Origin of the sequence: Pseudomonas sp. GM30, assembly GCF_000282275.2 — a bacterium.
GTDB lineage: Bacteria > Pseudomonadota > Gammaproteobacteria > Pseudomonadales > Pseudomonadaceae > Aquipseudomonas.
Window position 1 is genome coordinate 48285 of sequence record NZ_AKJP02000029.1, and the last position, 17375, is coordinate 65659.

Sequence of the window (17375 nt, forward strand, 5' to 3'; positions counted from 1 at the left end):
GCTCATTGGTCATTAGTTAAGCGACTTGAAACCCTGGGTAACCGTGCCCGGAAACGCTCAAGAGTCCCCGTTGAAACGGGGTCAACCGAGGAGTTTACGTCTGATGAGCAGCAAGAAACCTACGACCGACAAAAGCCAGCTGGCCGGAACCGATACCAAGGATCGCGCCAACACCAACGCCAAACTCGACAGCCTGGAGAAATTTCGCTCCGACGCTACCGGCCAGGCCCTGCGCACCAACCAAGGGGTAAAGGTCGCCGATAACCAGAACACGCTCAAGGCCGGCCCGCGCGGGCCGTCGTTGCTGGAAGACTTCATCATGCGTGAGAAAATCACGCACTTTGACCATGAGCGCATTCCGGAGCGCATCGTGCATGCGCGCGGCACCGGCGCGCATGGTTTCTTCCAGGCCTACGAGAACCATTCGGCGCTGACCAAGGCCGGTTTCCTGCAGGATCCAGGGAAAAAGACCCCGGTATTCGTGCGTTTTTCCACGGTGCAAGGGCCACGCGGTTCCGGTGACACCGTGCGCGACGTGCGCGGTTTCGCGGTGAAGTTCTTCACCGACGAGGGCAACTTCGATCTGGTCGGCAACAACATGCCGGTGTTCTTCATCCAGGACGCGATCAAGTTCCCCGACTTTGTCCACGCGGTGAAACCCGAGCCGCACAATGAGATCCCAACCGGCGGCTCGGCCCACGACACCTTCTGGGACTTCGTCTCGCTGGTGCCGGAATCGGCGCACATGGTGATCTGGGCCATGTCCGACCGGGCGATCCCGAAAAGCCTGCGCAGCATGCAGGGCTTCGGCGTGCACACCTTCCGTCTGATCAACGCCGAGGGCAAATCGCGCTTCGTCAAATTCCACTGGCGCCCGACTGCCGGCACCTGCTCGCTGGTGTGGGACGAGGCGCAGAAGCTCGCCGGTAAAGACACCGACTATCATCGTCGCGACCTCTGGGAAGCCATCGAGATGGGCGACTACCCGGAATGGGAACTGGGCGTGCAGATCATCGAAGAGGAAAACGAGCACGACTTCGATTTCGACATCCTCGACCCGACCAAGCTGATCCCCGAAGAAATCGTGCCGATCACTCCGCTGGGCAAAATGACCCTGAACCGCAATCCGGACAACTTCTTCGCTGAGACCGAGCAGGTCGCATTTTGCCCGGGCCACATCGTGCCCGGCATCGACTTCTCCAATGACCCGCTGCTGCAAGGTCGGCTGTTTTCCTACACCGATACGCAAATCAGCCGACTCGGTGGGCCGAACTTTCATGAGCTGCCGATCAACCGCCCGGTGGCCCCGTTCCACAACGGTCAGCGCGATGCCCAGCACCGCACGGTGATCGACAAGGGTCGCGCTTCTTATGAACCAAACTCGATCGATGGCGGCTGGCCGAAGGAAACCCCGCCGGCGGCTAAAGACGGCGGCTTCGAGAGCTACCCGGAACGCATCGATGCGAACAAGATCCGCCAGCGCAGCGAGTCGTTCAGTGACCACTTCTCCCAGGCACGGCTGTTCTTCAACAGCATGAGCCCGCACGAGAAGGAGCACATCATCGCTGCCTACAGCTTCGAGCTGGGCAAGGTGGAACGTGAGTTCATCCGCGCCCGGGAGGTGAACGAGATTCTCGCCAACATAGACCTGGAACTGGCCAAGCGCGTGGCGGCCAACCTGGGCCTGCCGGCGCCGAGCAAAGGCACGGTCGAGGTGCGTAAAACCTCGTTCGATCATTCACCGGCGCTGAGTCAGGCCAACCTGCTGCCAGAGAACATCAAAACCCGCAAAGTGGCGATTCTGGCCGCCAACGGCGTCGATGGTGCGGCGATCGATGCGATGAAGAAAGCCTTGGCGGCGCAAGGTGCGCACGCCAAGCTGCTCGGCCCGACATCGGCACCGGTGAAGACTGCCGACGGCAAAACCTTGGCGGTGGATGCCTCCATGGAAGGCATGCCTTCGGTGATCTTCGATGCGGTGTTCGTGCCGGGTGGCGCGGCGTCGGTCAAGGCGCTGAGCGCTGATGGCGTGGCGCTGCATTACCTGCTGGAGGCGTACAAGCACTTGAAGGCGATTGCGCTGCACGGCGATGCCAAGCAGTTGCAGGATCTGCTCAAGCTCGAGGCGGATGACGGGTTGCTGCAGGGCAAGGATGTGCCGGGGTTGACCAAGCCGTTCTTCGCGGCGATCGGGCAACACCGGGTCTGGGCGCGGGAGCCTAAGGCCAAGGCCATTCCAGCCTAAAGCGAAAGATCGCAGCCTTCGGCAGCTCCTACAGGGATTACTTGCACTTGTAGGAGCTGCCGGAGGCTGCGATCTTTTAGGGTTTGGCTGGAATCAGAACCATCTGCGCCGGTACGGTACGCAGGATCTGTTTCTCAATCTTCAGCTCGAAATCCGGATTCAGTTTCTTCACCCGCTTGCTCAGCAACGTCGCCAGCCATGGGTAATCCTGAGTGCGCGGCGCCTGAATGCTCACGGCACACTCATAATTCACCACATCGGCGGCGATCGCATCCAGTTGCCGGCGAAGTTTGCGGCTGTCGTTGATGTTCAGTGCAACCGTCGTGCTTTCCGCCGTCGGGTCGATGACCTTGGCTTTCGGCTTGGCTTCAGCTGCCAGCAGCGCGGCTTCGGCTTTCTCCAGCTCGGCTTTGCGCGCTTCGGTGATGGCGCCGTTGACGCCACCGGTCAGCGCCGGGGCTTTCGGCATCAGGGCACGGGCGCGGCTCAGCGCGGTGGCAGCAGCGTTCACATCACCTTTCTGCAATACGATCTGGCTGCGGCGCAGGTAGGCTTCGGCCAACTGGCGCTGGTATTGCTCGAGGGATTGATCGTTGGGCGTTTCTGTCTGCAAGGCCGCCAACTGGTCTTCGGCGGTGGCCAGTTCGCTGCTGGCCAGGCTTTGCTCCAGCTGTGCGATGGCCGTGGCCCGCGCGTCGGGGGCTTCGGCCACCGGCGGCGTGCTTTGGCAGGCGCCCAGCAGCACGGAAAATGCGACAAGGAGCAGATAACGGGAGGCGAACGGCTTCATTCCTGCGACTCTCTAATTGCGCAAAAAGCGAGCAAGTCTACACCCCTCGACGGGGCAGAACAAAACTCAGCAGAAACAGTGCGGCCGCCGTCACTACGATCGACGGCCCCGCCGGGGTATCCTTGAACCATGACAGCGCCAGCCCGCCACACACGGCGAGCATACCCAGCAGGCTCGCACCCACGGCCATCTGCTCCGGCGAGCGGGCGTGACGTTGTGCCGCAGCCGCCGGGATGATCAGCAGCGAAGTAATCAGCAATACACCGACGATTTTCATCGCCACCGCGATCACCACCGCAATCAACAGCATCAGCGCCATTCGCAGGCCCGCTACTGGCAGGCCTTCGACCCTGGCCAATTCCTCATGCACGGTAATCGCCAGCAGTGGCCGCCACAGCGTCACCAGCAGCACCAGCACCGCCGCGCTGCCGCCGAGGATCCACGCCAGATCGGTCGGGCTGATCGCCAGCAGGTCACCGAAGAGGTAGGCCATCAGGTCGATCCGCACTTCATGCATGAAGCTTAGTACCACCAGCCCGAGAGAGAGCGTGCTCGGTGCAAGAATCCCCAACAGCGTGTCGGAGGCCAGCGGCTGACGCTGTTGCAAGGTCACCAGCAGCACCGCCAGCAACAGGCAGCCGACGGTCACCGCAACGGTTGGGCTGACATCCAGCAGAAAGCCCAGTGCCACGCCCAGCAGCGCAGCGTGGGACAGGGTGTCACCGAAATAGGCCATGCGCCGCCAGACCACGAACGAACCCAACGGTCCGGCCACCAGCGCCAGAGCCAGACCTGCAAGCAGGGCATACAACAGAAAATCAGCCATGCTTGCAGTGGTCTCCGTGAACGTGGTTGTGGCCCGCAGCGGGCGCCTTGACCACCGAACCGTGCAGGTCGTGGGCGTGGTCGTGATGGTGGTGATAGATCGCCAGACTCGGCGCATTCTTGCCGAACAGCTCGACGAACGCCGGATCACCGCTGACCTGCTCGGGGTGCCCGGAGCAGCAGACGTGACGGTTCAGGCACACCACCTGATCGGTGGTGCTCATCACCAGATGCAGATCGTGGGACACCATCAGCACGCCGCAGCCGTGACGGTCGCGCAGGCGGGTGATCAGGCTGTACAGCTCGGCCTGTCCGGCAACATCGACGCCCTGCACCGGCTCGTCCAGCACCAGCAGCTCAGGCTCGCGCAACAGCGCCCGGGCCAGCAGCACGCGCTGCATTTCGCCACCGGAAACACTTTGCACCGGGCTGTCGATGACGTGTTCGGCGCCGACTTCCTTGAGCGCCGCCAACGCACGCGGACGATCAACGCCAGGCACCAGACGCAGGAAACGCAGCACCGACAGCGGCAAGGTCGGATCGACATGCAGCTTTTGCGGCATGTAGCCGACGCGCAGTCTCGGCTTGCGCCAGACGCTGCCGCTATCTGGCTTCAACAGCCCGAGCACGGCGCGCACCAGGGTGGTCTTGCCGGCGCCGTTGGGGCCGATCAGGGTGACGATCTGTCCCGGCTCGACGCTCAGCTCAATGTTGTCCAGCACGGTCTGGCCGGCAAAGGTGACAGCGACCTGCTGAAGACGGATCAACGGGTTGCTCATCAAGCCCCCTGGCAACCGGAGCACAGGCCGACCACTTCCACGGTCTGCGCTTCAACAATGAAACCGACATCTTTGGCGCTGTGGATGATCGCGTCGCTGATGGCTTTCTGTTCCAGCTCGATGGCGGCGTGGCACTCGCGGCAGATCAGGAACTGGCCCTGATGCGCATGCTCGGGATGCACGCATCCGACGAAGGCGTTGAGCGAGGAAATGCGGTGCACCAAGCCGTTTTCCAGCAGAAAATCCAGCGCGCGGTAAACGGTTGGCGGCGCGGCGCGGCGGCCGTCCTGCTCGCTGAGCACCGCCAGAATGTCGTAGGCGCCCAGCGGCTTGTGGCTCTGCCACACCAGTTCCAGCACCCGCCGGCGCAGCGCAGTCAGGCGCAGGCCTTTCTGGGCGCACAAGGTATCGGCCTCGGTCAGTGCGCTGTGCACGCAATGAGAGTGGTCGTGGGGACGGCTGGCAATCGGTGTAATAGGCATGGGCGGCGACGAGTTTTGATAGAGACGTTATTATGTTACCCGTTCTCGCCTCCTTGAGTGGTCATCGTGTCCCGACTTTTTTCTGTTTTTGTGGCTTTTGTCGCCAGTTTTCTGCTGATCGGTTCGGCTCAGGCCGAGGTCAGGGTTCTCACCAGCATCAAACCGTTGCAGTTGATTGCCGCGGCGGTGCAGGACGGTGTAGCCATCCCGGAAGTGCTGCTGCCGCCGGGCGCGTCGCCACATAACTACGCGCTGCGCCCATCGGACGTGCGCAAAGTGCAATCGGTGGATCTGCTGTACTGGATCGGCCCGGACATGGAAGGTTTCCTGCCCCGCGTGCTGAACGGTCGTACGTTGCCGAGCGTCGCCGTGCAGGACCTGCCGGGCATGAAACTGCGCCGCTTTGCCGAAGACAGCCACTCCCACGCCGAAGACGCCGACGAGCATGATCACGATCATCGCCCAGGCACACTGGACGCGCATTTGTGGCTATCGCCGGTCAACGCGCGGGTGATTGCCGACAAAATGGCGACTGATTTGAGCGCTGCCGACCCAGCCAACGCCGAACGCTATCAGAGCAACGCCAAGGCCTTCGACGAGCGTCTCGATGCGCTGGATGCGCGGCTGAAGAAGCGTCTGGCCAGCGTTCAAGGCAAGCCGTATTTCGTGTTCCACGAAGCCTTCGATTACTTCGAGGACGCTTACGGCCTGAAACACACTGGCGTGTTCAGCGTCGCGGCGGAAGTGCAGCCGGGCGCGCAGCATGTGGCGGCAATGCGCAAGCGTCTGCAGGAAGTGGGAAAGACCTGTGTGTTCAGCGAGCCACCGCTGCGTCCACGTCTGGCGGAAACCCTGGTGGCAGGCCTGCCGGTGAAGCTGGCGGAGCTGGATGCACTGGGCGGCTATACGCCGGCGACAGCTCAGGGGTATGAGCAGGTGCTGGAGAAGCTGGGCAACGATCTGGCCGGGTGCCTGGAATCGTTGTAACCCCACAAGACCTGTGGCGAGGGAGCTTGCTCCCGCTTGAGTGCGCAGCACTCACAAAAATCAGGCTGACTGCCAGAATTTTGGGGCCGCTTCGCAACCCAGCGCGAGCAAGCTCGCTCGCCACAATTTAAAGCGCGAACGGCAGAGGGGTGCTGACCTGCTGCCGCTGCGCCAGCCGCTGCTCGAACTCCCGTGGATCGTGAATCAGCACGTCCTGCCCGGCAAACTGCTCGGCGGCGATCAACCGCGACAGCCAGAAGCGCACACAGGCCACGCGCAGCATGGTCGGCCATAGCTCCGCTTCGGCGGCAGTGAACGGACGCAGCGCCGCATAGGCACCGAGGAATGCGCGGGCACGCGGCCCGTCAATCAAGCCTTCCTCGTCCGAACACCAGTCATTCAAGGCAATCGCCACGTCGTAGAGCATCGGACCCGAGCAGGCGTTGTAGAAGTCGATCAACCCGGTCAGGTGCGTGCCTTCGAACATCGCATTGTCACGGAACAGATCCGCATGAATGTTGGCCCGTGGCAGCGCGAGAATTCTGTCTTTCTGCGCAGTGATCTCCTCCAGTGCCTTGTGCAGCAGCGCACGCGGCTCGTCGTTCAGGTGCGAGAGAAACTCGGTGCCCTCCTCCAGCATCCAGTCCAGACCACGGTCGGTCTTGCGCTTGATCATGCGCTCGCCCTGGGTCGCCAGGTGCAGATGCGCCTGCAACTCGCCGACCTGCGCGCAATGCTGGGCGTTGGCGACCTTGATGTGCTTGCCGGAAAGGCGCGGTTGCAGCAGCGCCGGTTTGCCCTTGAGCTCACGCAGGGCCACACCGTCGGTAGTGCGCAGCGCGTAAGGCACCGGCAGATCAGCCTCGTGCAACACGTCGAGCAAGTCGATGAAGAACGGCATCTCCTGCACCGGGCCGCGCTCGACCAGGGTCAGGACGAATTCGCCCTGCTCCAGGCTGATAAAGAAATTGGTGTTTTCGCTGCCGGCGGCGATCCCCTGGAAATCAAGCAGACGGCCGAGCCCGTAAGGGGCGAGAAAGGTTTCCAGCTCGGGCCGAGCCAGGGGGGTGAACACAGACATGGTTAAAAACTGCTCAGTTCGGGCGCCGCTGTCGAGCGGCGCCGATTAAAAGTCGGGAATCTTACTTCCAGGTAAAGATTTCCCACGACGGAATCAGCATATCCGGCTGGTCGGAACGGATGTAGTTCACGTCCGAACCATCGGCGCGCACCAGAAAATACGGTTTGCCACCCTTCGGCGTGACCTTGATCGCATACACAAAGCCACTGCGGCTGTATTCCTGAATGACCTTGTCACCTTCGGTGTGCGTGTTGATGGTAACTTCCGGCTCCTTTGACGGCGCATCATCCGCCGCCATCGCGGCCAATGGTGAGGCAGCAATCAAACCGACCAGCAGCAAGCGATTTAACGTACGCATGATAACCTTGTCCCTTTGTCGTCAACGGTCCCGCTATTCTAGCGCCGGGCCCGCCGAAAAGGTTGATTCTGCTCATGAGCCAAGCCCCCCTCGTCCTGGTGGACGGTTCGTCTTACCTGTACCGCGCTTTCCATGCCCTGCCACCGCTGACCACCTCCAAAGGCCTGCCGACCGGCGCGGTCAAAGGTGTGCTGAACATGCTCAAGAGTCTGCGCAAGCAATACCCGGACAGCCCGTTCGCCGTGGTCTTCGACGCCAAGGGCGGGACGTTTCGCGATGAGATGTACGCCGAATACAAGGCCAACCGCCCGAGCATGCCCGACGACATGCGCGTGCAGATCGAACCGCTGCACCAGAGCGTGATCGCCCTCGGTTTCCCGCTGCTGTGCGTGGAAGGCGTCGAGGCTGACGACGTGATCGGCACCCTCGCCCGCAGCAGCGCGGCGGCGGATCGCCCGGTGATCATCTCCACTGGCGACAAGGACATGGCGCAACTGGTCGACGGCCACATTACCTTGGTCAACACCATGTCCGGTAGCTCGATGGACGTGGAGGGCGTGAAGGAGAAATTCGGCGTCGCTCCCGAGCAGATCATCGACTATCTGGCGCTGATGGGCGATTCTTCCGACAACATCCCGGGCGTTCCCGGCATCGGCCCGAAGACTGCCTCCGGCCTGCTGGTGGGCGTCAACGGCGGCCTGACCGAGCTCTACGCGAATCTCGACATCGTGCCGACCCTGCCGATTCGCGGCGCGAAAACCCTGCCGGCCAAGCTCGAAGAGCACAAGGAGATGGCCTTCCTCTCCTATCAACTGGCGACCATCAAAGTCGACGTGCCGCTGGACATTGGCCTCGACGACCTGCAAATGGGCGCGGAAGACCCGGCCAGGCTCTACGAGCTGTACACCCTGCTGGAATTCAAAAGCTGGATCAATGATCTGGATCGCGATGCCAAGCGCCAGGAACTGAGCGCGGCCGCCGAACCTGCGCCGGCTGGCGATCTGTTCAGCTCCCCCGCAGAAGAAGCCCCCGTCGCTCCGACCGAAGCAGCGTATGAAACCATCCTTGATCAGGCGCGTTTCGACGTCTGGCTGGAGAAACTGAACAACGCCAAGCTGTTCGCCTTCGACACCGAAACCACCGGCATCGACGCGCAACAGGCGCAACTGGTCGGCCTGTCGTTCGCCGTGCAGGCCAACGAAGCGGCGTACATTCCGCTGACCCACTCCTACATCGGTGTGCCCGAGCAGCTGGATCGCGACACCGTGCTGCGCGCGCTGAAGCCGATCCTGGAAGACCCGAACAAACTCAAGGTCGGCCAGCACGCCAAGTTCGACATGAACATTCTGGCCAACTGCGCCATCGGCGGCGATCAGAGCCAAGGCATCAACGTGCACGGGATCGCCTTCGATACCATGCTTGAGTCCTATGTGCTCAATTCCACCGCCACCCGCCACGATATGGACAGCCTCGCGCAGAAGTACCTGGATCACACCACCGTGAGCTTCCAGGACATCGCCGGCAAAGGCGCCAAGCAGCTGACCTTCGACCAGATCGCCCTGGAGCAGGCCGGGCCGTATGCTGCAGAGGACGCCGACATCACCCTGCGCCTGCACCAGACCCTGTTTGAAAAACTCAGCGCGATCCCGAGCCTGGCCAGCGTGCTGACCGACATCGAGATCCCGCTGGTGCCGGTGCTGGCGCGCATCGAACGCCAAGGCGCGTTTGTCGACGCTGAGCTGCTCGGCATCCAGAGCATCGAGCTGGGCAACAAGATGGTCGCGCTGGAGCGCGAAGCGTTTGAAATCGCCGGCGAAGAATTCAACCTCGGCTCGCCAAAGCAGTTGGGCGTAATCCTCTACGAAAAGCTCGGCCTGCCGGTGCTGAAGAAAACCGCCAAGGGCCAACCATCGACCGCCGAGGAAGTCCTGGCGAAACTGGCTGAGGATGATCACCGTTTGCCGAAAGTGCTGATGGAACACCGCTCCATGAGCAAGCTGAAAAGCACCTACACCGATCGCCTGCCGGAGCAGATCAACCCGCGCACCGGGCGTATCCACACCTCGTACCACCAGGCCGTGGCGTCCACCGGGCGTTTGTCTTCCAGCGATCCGAATCTGCAGAACATCCCGGTGCGTACCGCTGAAGGCCGCCGCATCCGTCAGGCGTTCGTCGCGCCAAAGGGCTACAAACTGCTGGCGGCGGACTATTCGCAGATCGAACTGCGGATCATGGCGCACCTGTCCAAAGACGAAGGCCTGATGAACGCCTTCCGCAACAATCTGGACGTGCACACCGCGACCGCCGCCGAAGTGTTCAAGGTCGAGCTCAATGAAGTGACCTCCGACCAGCGCCGTGGCGCCAAGGCGATCAACTTCGGCCTGATCTACGGCATGGGCGCGCAGAAGCTCGGCAAGGACATCGGCGTCGATACCAAGACTGCCAAGGCTTACATCGACACCTACTTTGCCCGCTACCCGGGTGTGCGCGACTACATGGAGCGCACCCGCAAACAGGCTGCGGATCAAGGTTATGTGGAAACCTTCTTCGGTCGTCGCCTGTATTTGCCGGAGATCAACTCCAACAAGCCACAGGAACGCGCCGCCGCCGAGCGCACGGCGATCAACGCGCCGATGCAAGGCACCGCCGCCGACATCATCAAGAAAGCCATGGTGGCAGTGGATAACTGGCTGGCATCGTCCGGGCTGGACGCCAAAGTCATCCTGCAGGTGCACGACGAACTGGTGCTGGAGGTTCGTGAGGATCTGGTTGATCAGGTGAGTCAGGAAATCCGCCTGCACATGAGCGAAGCGGCGAAACTGGACGTGCCATTGCTGGTGGAAGTGGGCGTCGGCAACAACTGGGATGAGGCGCACTGAGGCGTCTGGCCCGGGCATTTGCCGCGACACACTGTCGCGGCAAATGCCCGAAACGCGCTTAGTTCGAAACGCGCTTGGACTTATTCCAAAGCTTTTTGAAAAAAATCTGAACTAATCTGACAACTCACTACTCAGAGATACTGAATGGCTGGTGAAGCCCTTCGATGCTCCTATGTTGTGTTAAGTGTTGGCAGATATCTGAACCCCGCCCTAGCGGTTCGGAACTTGAACCCCGGAACTTCTCCCTCCCCATATGAAGTCCGGGGCTTTTTTTGCCTCAAAACTGCCTGTGGCGCAGCCATGCTGCGTTAAAAGCGCAACAAAAAATGCTCATTTAGGTGCCCTAAACTCCGCTTTTTTGTTGCACTTTTGCCTTGCCTGGCAGCACCACAGACAGTTTTGAAATTCCCTTATTCTGCCTCGGTCGCCGCTTCGGCGCCCTTGTCCGCCAGTTCCATCCAGCCTGCCAACACAGTGTAGGCCTCTTCCAGGCCCATGCGTTTTGGCGCCGAGAACAGCTGGATCGTCACCAGATCACCCCAGCCCTTGCGGATTTCCGCCTGCACCTTGAGCAGCGTGTTCTTGGCGGCGCCGTAGGTCAGCTTGTCGGCCTTGGTCAGCAGGATGTGCATCGGCATGCCGGCGGCAACCGCCCAGTCGAGCATCAACAGGTCGAAGTCGGTCATTGGATGACGGATGTCCATCATCAGAATCAAACCCTTCAAACTCTCGCGGCCACCGAGGTAAGCCTCGAGGTGACGCTGCCAGTGTTGCTTGAGCGGGATCGGTACTTTTGCATAACCGTAGCCCGGCAGGTCGACCAGACGCCGTTCATCGTCTAGCTTGAAGAAGTTCAACAGCTGTGTGCGACCCGGGGTTTTCGAGGTGCGCGCCAGACTGGCGTGAGTCAGGGTGTTCAGTGCGCTGGATTTACCGGCGTTGGAACGACCGGCGAACGCCACTTCGAAGCCTTCGTCGTCAGGGCATTGATCGACTTTGGCGGCACTGAGCATGAACGTGGACTGTTGGCACAGGCCGAGGATGGGATTCTTGAGTTGCATGGGATTTCCGATGTGGGCGGCGCCGGGATTGGGCGCGGAACGCGGTGTCGCTTCCGTTTCAGTGACGCCAGTATATAATGCCGCAGATTTTGTGTGTGCTTTGTCCCAGCGAAGGATGAAGTTCACGAGAGCCAAAGACCTTGATTGCGCATCAGAACGCAGAACGCTCTCAACCCTGAAAAGGTCGTTTTATGACGAAATGGCTGCTGGCTGCCGGAGTCCTGATACCGCTTTGCGGCGCACAGGCTACACAGGAACCGGAAGCCGTGTACAACCGTGTTTGTGGTGCCTGTCATTCCGGCCAACTACCCATGGCGCCCGCAAGAGGCGATCAGGCAGCTTGGACGCCGAGGTTGGCGAAAGGTATGGAGACGCTGGTGCAACACGTGACCCAGGGTTTCAAGGCGATGCCGCCGCGTGGTTTGTGCATGGACTGCAGTGCCGAGGATTACCGAGCCATCATCCTCTGGATGAGCAAGAGTAAGCCCGGTCCATAACTCTTAACCCTTAGCCGTAGTTGGATTAGCTGATGAACAAACTGATCGTGAGTCTGCTGTTGACCGTGGGAATTTCAGGCTTCGCCCATGCTGCCGGTGATGCCGCCGCCGGCCAGGCCAAAGCCGCCGTATGCGGGGCCTGCCATGGTCCGGATGGCAACAGCATGGCGCCAAACTTCCCGAAACTGGCCGGTCAAGGTGAACGCTACCTGACCAAGCAACTGCACGACATCAAGTCGGGCAAGCGCACCGTTCTGGAGATGACGGGCCTGCTGACCAACCTGAGCGATCAGGATCTGGCCGACATCGCCGCCTACTTCGCCAGCCAGAAAGGCAGCGTCGGCGCCGCTGATCCAAAAATCGTCGCCCGTGGTGAAGCCCTGTTCCGTGGCGGCAACCTGGAAAAAGGCCTGCCGGCCTGCACCGGCTGCCACTCGCCGAACGGTGCCGGCAACGCCGCCGCCGGCTTCCCGCACCTGGGTGGCCAGCACGCGCAATACATCGCCAAGCAACTGACCGACTTCCGCAAGGAAGACCCGACCGCCGGCCGCAGCAACGATGGCGACGCCATGACCATGCGCACCATCGCGCGCAAACTGAGCGATGAAGACATCGCCGCAGTCGCCACCTACATTCAAGGTCTGCACTGAGACCGCACATGGCAGCGATAGAACCCGGGCAACGTTAACGCTCGATTAATCCGTCGCAGCAAGTATAAAAAGGGTGGCTTTGGCCGCCCTTTTTTGTGGCCGCTGCCGTTACACTACAGAACTCATGCCCGCCAGGATCTGTCTGAAAACAGGTCGCGCGAGGCGACCAAAATTGTCCAGGAGTAAAGCATGCGTAATCTGATCATCAGCGCCGCCCTCGTCGCTGCCAGCCTGTTCGGCGTGACCGCCCAGGCCGCTGAAGCACCGGCCGCCCCTTATGTCGAGCTGGCCAACCCGGTGCCGGTGGCGGAACCTGGCAAGATCGAAGTGGTGGAGCTGTTCTGGTACGGCTGCCCGCACTGCTACGCGTTCGAGCCGGTGATCAATCCATGGGTTGAGAAATTGCCATCGGACGTCAACTTCGTGCGCATTCCTGCCATGTTCGGCGGCCCGTGGGATGCTCACGGCCAGATGTTCCTGACTCTGGAAGCGATGGGTGTCGAGCACAAGGTTCACGCGGCGGTGTTCAACGCCATCCAGAAAGAACACAAGAAATTGACCGACAAGAACGACATGGCTGACTTCCTCGCCACTCAGGGCGTGGACAAGGACAAGTTCCTCGCCACTTTCGACTCCTTCGCCATCAAGGGCCAGATCGTCAAGGCGCGAGAACTGGCCAAGAAGTATGAAATCACTGGCGTGCCAACCATGATCGTCAACGGCAAGTACCGCTTCGACATCGGCTCTGCCGGTGGTGCCGAAGAAGCCCTGAAGCTGGCTGACCAACTGGTCGCCAAAGAGCGAGCGGCCAACAAGGCAGCTGCCAACTAAGCGCGGTTACCGCCATGCGCCGCTGGGGCACCGAACGCATCGTTGGCCTGCATGATCCGCAGGTCAACGAGCATCACCTGGAGTCCACGGGCCTGCCCGCAGACCATCGTCTGCGCCTGCTCAGTTTCAATATCCAGGTCGGCATCAGCACCGAGCGCTATCGGCATTACCTGACCCGCAGCTGGCAGCACCTGCTGCCGCACACCGGGCGCTCAGGCAATCTGCAAAAGATCGGAGACCTGCTTGGCGACTTCGATCTGGTCGCCCTGCAGGAAGCCGATGGTGGCAGCCTGCGTTCAGGCTACGTCAATCAGGTCGAACACCTGGCCCACCTCGGCGCCTTCCCCTACTGGTATCAACAACTCAATCGCAACCTCGGTCGACTGGCCCAGCACAGCAACGGCGTGCTCAGTCGCCTGAAGCCGTGGGCGATCGAAGATCATCCGCTGCCGGGTCCGAAAGGTCGCGGCGCGATCCTGCTGCGCTTCGGCGAAGGTCCGGAGGCGCTGGTGGTGGTGATGATGCACCTGGCGCTCGGCGCACGGGTGCGCAGCCTGCAACTGGCCTATATTCGTGACCTGATCAGTGGCTACAAGCACCAGATATTGATGGGCGACATGAACACCCATGCCAGTGATCTGCTACAACAGTCACCGTTACGCGATCTCGGCCTGCTGGCCCCGCAGATGCAAGCCACCTTTCCCAGCTGGCGGCCACAGCGATGCCTCGATCATATTTTGCTCAGCCCGACCCTGACCCTGGAAAAGGTCGAAGTGCTGGCCCAACCCATTTCCGATCACCTGCCGGTCGCGGTAGAGATTCGTCTGCCGGGTTCGCTCACGGCCGATGCATTGCCCGCGTTGAGTCCTGCCCCTCGCGGAACCCCTGAATGAGCGACGACGCCCAGCGCTGGAAAGAGAAGTACCTCAAAAGCATCGAACAACAGGACAAGCTCGAACGTCGCTGGGCCGCCCGGCTCGACTTGCTGCGCCGCGGTCTGGTGCGCAGCACGCTGGCCGCTGAAGGCACCGACAAGGTCGTTGATCAGTGCATGAAAGAGATGCGCGAGGTGGTGCGCACCGACGACATGGACGCCGGCCTCGCTGCTCTGTTGCCACGCCTGGAAAAGGCCGTGCTCGATTCCGAGCAGCGCCGCGAAACCCGGATCGATCAGGTCAGCACCGCACTGACCGCGCTGGTCACCCAGCTGCAAGCCTTGCCGCTGCCGCGAGAGGTTGCCCAGCCGCTGAAGAAATTCGCCAAGCAACTCGACAGTCGCGTCGGCCAGGCACGGGAAATGCCGCTGCTGCTGAGTGAACTCAGTGGTTTGCAGGGCAAGGCATTGAGCCAGCTGGAAACGCCGCCCGAGCCCGACCGGCCGGGCTTTTTGCAGCGCCTGTTTGGCAGCCGTGACAGTGAAGGGACGCCGGAGGCCGCGGATCAACCTCAGGCGCCAGCGCCGAGCCATGCCGAACCTGCGTTGGAGCCGGTACCCGCGCCAACCGCAGCAGTCGAGCCGATTCCGGCAGCTCCAGTCACCGCTGCGGCCATCGCGCAACCACCAGAGGCCGAGCATAAGCAAACGCCAGCAGTGCAACCCCAGGCCGAATCACCTGTGTTCGCGTTCGTGCCTCCGGTCATTGCTGCCGAGCCGATCAGCGAACCGGTTGCGGCACCCGCACTGCCAGCGGTCGAACCTGAAGCCGAACAGCCGAACACCCCGATCACCGCGCCACCGCCTGCTGCCGAGTTCAACCCCGACGAGTTGATCCACCCGGGCGACATCCCGGCGCCGTTGCTCCTCGACAGCCTGCCTCTGCCCGAACCGATCGCCCAGGCTTTGGCCGCCATCGATCCGGAGCAACCCGAGCAGGACATTCTGTACGCCCTGCCCGACTCGCCGGAGCCGTCTTACAGCTCGGTGGCCAAACACATCGAAGATACGCTGATCGGGCTACTCGACGACCTGACCTTGCCCGAACGCCATCGCCCGCAGGCCGAAGCGATGCGTGACCGCTTGAAAAATGGCCTGAACTGGTACGAACTGCTGCCAATTCTCGACGATCTGGCGACCTTGATGCTGGCGATCACCGACAGCGGCCAGCACGAATTCGAAGCCTATCTGCAGCAACTCAACGAGCGCCTCGAAGCGTTCCAGAGCAACCTGCAGGCCGCCAGCGAAGGCCACGCCGACAACAGCTCGGCGGCGCGGGCGATGGACACGCAGATCCGCGAGCAGGTCGATGGTTTGCAGACCAGCATGCAGGAAGCGGCCGATCTGGATGACCTCAAGCAAGTGCTGGAGAACCATCTGGAAGGCCTGCTCGGCACCATGGATCAACACCAGAAACAACGCGATGCCCGCGAGCAGGAAGTGGCAGCACGCCTCAAGGGCCTGGCTGAGCGTGTGGCGCACATGGAGCAGGAAGCCCTGGGCTTCCGCGAGCATCTGGAAGAACAGCGGCAGAAAGCCCTGATCGATCCGCTGACCGGCCTGCCCAACCGCGCTGCATGGAGCGAGAGGCTGGAACACGAGATCAATCAGTGGCAGCAACACGGCAACACCTTGAGTCTGGCGATGCTCGACCTCGATCATTTCAAGCGCATCAATGACAACTACGGCCATCTGGCCGGCGACAAGGTGCTGAAGATCATCGCCACAGTGCTGCGCAAACGCCTGCGCGCAGCGGATTTCATTGCCCGTTTTGGTGGTGAGGAATTCGTTCTGCTACTGCCCGCGACCACGCCTGCGGTGGGTGCCAAACTGCTGGAGACCCTGCGCGCGGCGATCGAAGCCTGCCCGTTTCACTTCAAGGGCGAACGGGTGACAATCACCATCTCCATGGGCCTGGCGTCATTCAGGATGGGAGAACACAGCGATCTCGTGCTTAAAAGAGCCGATCAGGCGTTGTACCGGGCTAAAAACGGCGGGCGCAACCGGGTCGAGCTGGGCTGAGCAATTGTTCCATTTTGTTTAATTCAGCCCGCCGGCCGTCGAGACCCGAGGCAGTACGTTACACTGTTGCGTTACTGTCTTGCGTGTACTGCCTTCTGCCATGAAATTTTTTGCCCTCCTCGCGTCGCTGCTCGTTCTGGCCGGTTGTGCCGGCGGCCCGCGTTACGACACCAGCCATCCTTCGGCCAATCACGACAGCCGCGTGCAGTTCGTGATCGTGCATTACACCTCGGCGTCGCTCGCGCGTTCGCTGCAACTGCTGACCCACGGCGAAGTCAGCAGCCACTACCTGATCGGCGACGACAAGAGCGCCACCATCTACAAACTGATGGATGAAAACCAGCGCGCCTGGCACGCCGGGGAAAGCCAATGGCAGGGCCGTACCTGGCTCAACTCCAGTTCGATCGGTATTGAAATCGTCAATCCAGGCTTCAAGGACACGCCGACCGGGCGCCTGTGGTTCCCCTATAGCGAAGCGCAGATTCAGTCGCTGATTGTCCTGCTCAAGGACATCAGCCAGCGCCAGGGCATCAGCCCGCGCCATATCATCGGCCACAGCGACATCGCGCCCCTGCGCAAACTCGACCCCGGCCCACTGTTCCCATGGAAACGTCTGGCCGCCGAAGGCTTGGGCGTATGGCCTAATGAACAAGCGGTGGCGAGGCAGCAGGTACAGTTCAACGCCGAACTGCCGAGCATCAGCTGGTTCCAGGAACAACTGGCGCGTGTCGGTTACGACACACCGCAAACCGGCGAGCTGGATGTAGCGACGCGCCATGTGCTCGCAGCGTTCCAGATGCACTTCCGCCCTTCCCGTTTCGACGGTTTGCCGGACGCGCAAACAGCCGCGTTGTTGCTGGTACTCAATCAGACAAAATAATGACGCCCGCCCGACGGTCAGGGCGAAATCGAAATCAGCAGCTATAACTCATTGGTAATTCTTCGGATATTCCA

At 61.4% G+C, this 17375-nt stretch carries 16 protein-coding genes; 9 read left to right on the forward strand and 7 right to left on the reverse strand.

The features are described from left to right. Nucleotides 1-103 precede the first annotated feature (103 nt). The gene (gene katE / locus PMI25_RS21920; RefSeq protein ID WP_007962767.1) at nucleotides 104-2245 is read left to right on the forward strand and encodes a catalase HPII; all 2142 of its coding nucleotides are present in this window, start codon (nucleotides 104-106) and stop codon (nucleotides 2243-2245) included. Between the two features lie 76 nt (nucleotides 2246-2321). Here the strand turns inward: katE and PMI25_RS21925 are convergent, their stop codons facing one another. The 4 genes from PMI25_RS21925 to PMI25_RS21940 are packed head-to-tail and all read right to left on the reverse strand — an operon-like array spanning nucleotide 2322 to nucleotide 5121. Next, the gene (locus PMI25_RS21925; RefSeq protein WP_007962765.1) at nucleotides 2322-3035 is read right to left on the reverse strand and encodes a PA5502 family lipoprotein; all 714 of its coding nucleotides are present in this window, start codon (nucleotides 3033-3035) and stop codon (nucleotides 2322-2324) included. A gap of 37 nt (nucleotides 3036-3072) precedes the next feature. After that, nucleotides 3073-3861: a zinc ABC transporter permease subunit ZnuB gene (gene znuB, locus PMI25_RS21930; RefSeq protein WP_007962763.1), complete on the reverse strand. Its 789-nt coding sequence runs from the start codon at nucleotides 3859-3861 to the stop codon at nucleotides 3073-3075. After that, complete coding sequence (gene znuC, locus PMI25_RS21935) at nucleotides 3854-4639, reverse strand: zinc ABC transporter ATP-binding protein ZnuC (protein ID WP_007962762.1); 786 nt, start codon at nucleotides 4637-4639, stop codon at nucleotides 3854-3856. Before znuC ends, znuB begins: the two co-directional genes overlap by 8 nt. Continuing rightward, nucleotides 4639-5121: a Fur family transcriptional regulator gene (locus tag PMI25_RS21940; RefSeq protein ID WP_007962761.1), complete on the reverse strand. Its 483-nt coding sequence runs from the start codon at nucleotides 5119-5121 to the stop codon at nucleotides 4639-4641. Before PMI25_RS21940 ends, znuC begins: the two co-directional genes overlap by 1 nt. 66 nt (nucleotides 5122-5187) lie before the next feature. On the opposite strand from PMI25_RS21940, the gene PMI25_RS21945 reads away from it, so the two are divergent. Further along, a complete protein-coding gene (locus PMI25_RS21945; protein ID WP_007962760.1) occupies nucleotides 5188-6108 on the forward strand; it encodes a zinc ABC transporter substrate-binding protein ZnuA in 921 nt (306 codons plus the stop codon). A 127-nt stretch (nucleotides 6109-6235) separates the two neighbouring features. Here the strand turns inward: PMI25_RS21945 and PMI25_RS21950 are convergent, their stop codons facing one another. Further along, nucleotides 6236-7189, reverse strand: coding sequence for a homoserine kinase (locus PMI25_RS21950; RefSeq protein ID WP_007962758.1), 954 nt, complete (start codon nucleotides 7187-7189; stop codon nucleotides 6236-6238). A 61-nt stretch (nucleotides 7190-7250) separates the two neighbouring features. After that, nucleotides 7251-7547: a DUF2782 domain-containing protein gene (locus PMI25_RS21955; protein WP_007962757.1), complete on the reverse strand. Its 297-nt coding sequence runs from the start codon at nucleotides 7545-7547 to the stop codon at nucleotides 7251-7253. A gap of 74 nt (nucleotides 7548-7621) precedes the next feature. Between PMI25_RS21955 and polA the strand changes: the two genes are divergently transcribed. Then, on the forward strand, nucleotides 7622-10426 hold the full coding sequence (gene polA, locus PMI25_RS21960; protein ID WP_007962755.1) for a DNA polymerase I: 2805 nt from the start codon (nucleotides 7622-7624) through the stop codon (nucleotides 10424-10426). Between the two features lie 410 nt (nucleotides 10427-10836). On the opposite strand, the gene yihA is transcribed toward polA, so the two are convergent. Then, nucleotides 10837-11487: a ribosome biogenesis GTP-binding protein YihA/YsxC gene (yihA, locus tag PMI25_RS21965; RefSeq protein ID WP_007962753.1), complete on the reverse strand. Its 651-nt coding sequence runs from the start codon at nucleotides 11485-11487 to the stop codon at nucleotides 10837-10839. A 191-nt stretch (nucleotides 11488-11678) separates the two neighbouring features. On the opposite strand from yihA, the gene PMI25_RS21970 reads away from it, so the two are divergent. The 6 genes from PMI25_RS21970 to PMI25_RS21995 all read left to right on the forward strand — a co-directional run bounded on the left by PMI25_RS21970 (nucleotide 11679) and on the right by PMI25_RS21995 (nucleotide 17301). Further along, nucleotides 11679-11984 (forward strand): c-type cytochrome, encoded by a 306-nt coding sequence (locus PMI25_RS21970; protein WP_007962751.1) that lies wholly within the window; start codon nucleotides 11679-11681, stop codon nucleotides 11982-11984. Nucleotides 11985-12016: 32 nt separating this feature from the next. Next, a complete protein-coding gene (locus tag PMI25_RS21975) occupies nucleotides 12017-12634 on the forward strand; it encodes a c-type cytochrome (RefSeq protein ID WP_007962749.1) in 618 nt (205 codons plus the stop codon). Nucleotides 12635-12823: 189 nt separating this feature from the next. Further along, nucleotides 12824-13465 carry a thiol:disulfide interchange protein DsbA/DsbL gene (locus PMI25_RS21980; protein ID WP_007962741.1) on the forward strand — a complete coding sequence of 214 codons (642 nt, stop codon included), beginning with the start codon at nucleotides 12824-12826 and terminating at the stop codon, nucleotides 13463-13465. Between the two features lie 14 nt (nucleotides 13466-13479). After that, entirely contained in the window at nucleotides 13480-14358 is an 879-nt protein-coding gene (locus PMI25_RS21985) for an endonuclease/exonuclease/phosphatase family protein (protein ID WP_007962739.1), read from the forward strand. After that, on the forward strand, nucleotides 14355-16421 hold the full coding sequence (locus PMI25_RS21990) for a diguanylate cyclase (RefSeq protein ID WP_007962737.1): 2067 nt from the start codon (nucleotides 14355-14357) through the stop codon (nucleotides 16419-16421). The genes PMI25_RS21985 and PMI25_RS21990 overlap by 4 nt, the downstream gene beginning before the upstream one ends. 100 nt (nucleotides 16422-16521) lie before the next feature. Beyond that, the gene (locus tag PMI25_RS21995; protein WP_007962735.1) at nucleotides 16522-17301 is read left to right on the forward strand and encodes an N-acetylmuramoyl-L-alanine amidase; all 780 of its coding nucleotides are present in this window, start codon (nucleotides 16522-16524) and stop codon (nucleotides 17299-17301) included. The last annotated feature ends 74 nt before the right edge of the window (nucleotides 17302-17375 follow it).

Bases quoted from the DNA above. Each gene is read 5' to 3' on its own strand.
- katE (WP_007962767.1), top strand. From the start codon at position 104: ATGAGCAGCAAGAAACCTACGACCGACAAAAGCCAGCTGGCCGGAACC.
- PMI25_RS21925 (WP_007962765.1), bottom strand. From the start codon at position 3,035: ATGAAGCCGTTCGCCTCCCGTTATCTGCTCCTTGTCGCATTTTCCGTG.
- znuB (WP_007962763.1), bottom strand. From the start codon at position 3,861: ATGGCTGATTTTCTGTTGTATGCCCTGCTTGCAGGTCTGGCTCTGGCG.
- znuC (WP_007962762.1), bottom strand. From the start codon at position 4,639: ATGAGCAACCCGTTGATCCGTCTTCAGCAGGTCGCTGTCACCTTTGCC.
- PMI25_RS21940 (WP_007962761.1), bottom strand. From the start codon at position 5,121: ATGCCTATTACACCGATTGCCAGCCGTCCCCACGACCACTCTCATTGC.
- PMI25_RS21950 (WP_007962758.1), bottom strand. From the start codon at position 7,189: ATGTCTGTGTTCACCCCCCTGGCTCGGCCCGAGCTGGAAACCTTTCTC.
- PMI25_RS21955 (WP_007962757.1), bottom strand. From the start codon at position 7,547: ATGCGTACGTTAAATCGCTTGCTGCTGGTCGGTTTGATTGCTGCCTCA.
- polA (WP_007962755.1), top strand. From the start codon at position 7,622: ATGAGCCAAGCCCCCCTCGTCCTGGTGGACGGTTCGTCTTACCTGTAC.
- yihA (WP_007962753.1), bottom strand. From the start codon at position 11,487: ATGCAACTCAAGAATCCCATCCTCGGCCTGTGCCAACAGTCCACGTTC.
- PMI25_RS21970 (WP_007962751.1), top strand. From the start codon at position 11,679: ATGACGAAATGGCTGCTGGCTGCCGGAGTCCTGATACCGCTTTGCGGC.
- PMI25_RS21975 (WP_007962749.1), top strand. From the start codon at position 12,017: ATGAACAAACTGATCGTGAGTCTGCTGTTGACCGTGGGAATTTCAGGC.
- PMI25_RS21980 (WP_007962741.1), top strand. From the start codon at position 12,824: ATGCGTAATCTGATCATCAGCGCCGCCCTCGTCGCTGCCAGCCTGTTC.
- PMI25_RS21985 (WP_007962739.1), top strand. From the start codon at position 13,480: ATGCGCCGCTGGGGCACCGAACGCATCGTTGGCCTGCATGATCCGCAG.
- PMI25_RS21990 (WP_007962737.1), top strand. From the start codon at position 14,355: ATGAGCGACGACGCCCAGCGCTGGAAAGAGAAGTACCTCAAAAGCATC.
- PMI25_RS21995 (WP_007962735.1), top strand. From the start codon at position 16,522: ATGAAATTTTTTGCCCTCCTCGCGTCGCTGCTCGTTCTGGCCGGTTGT.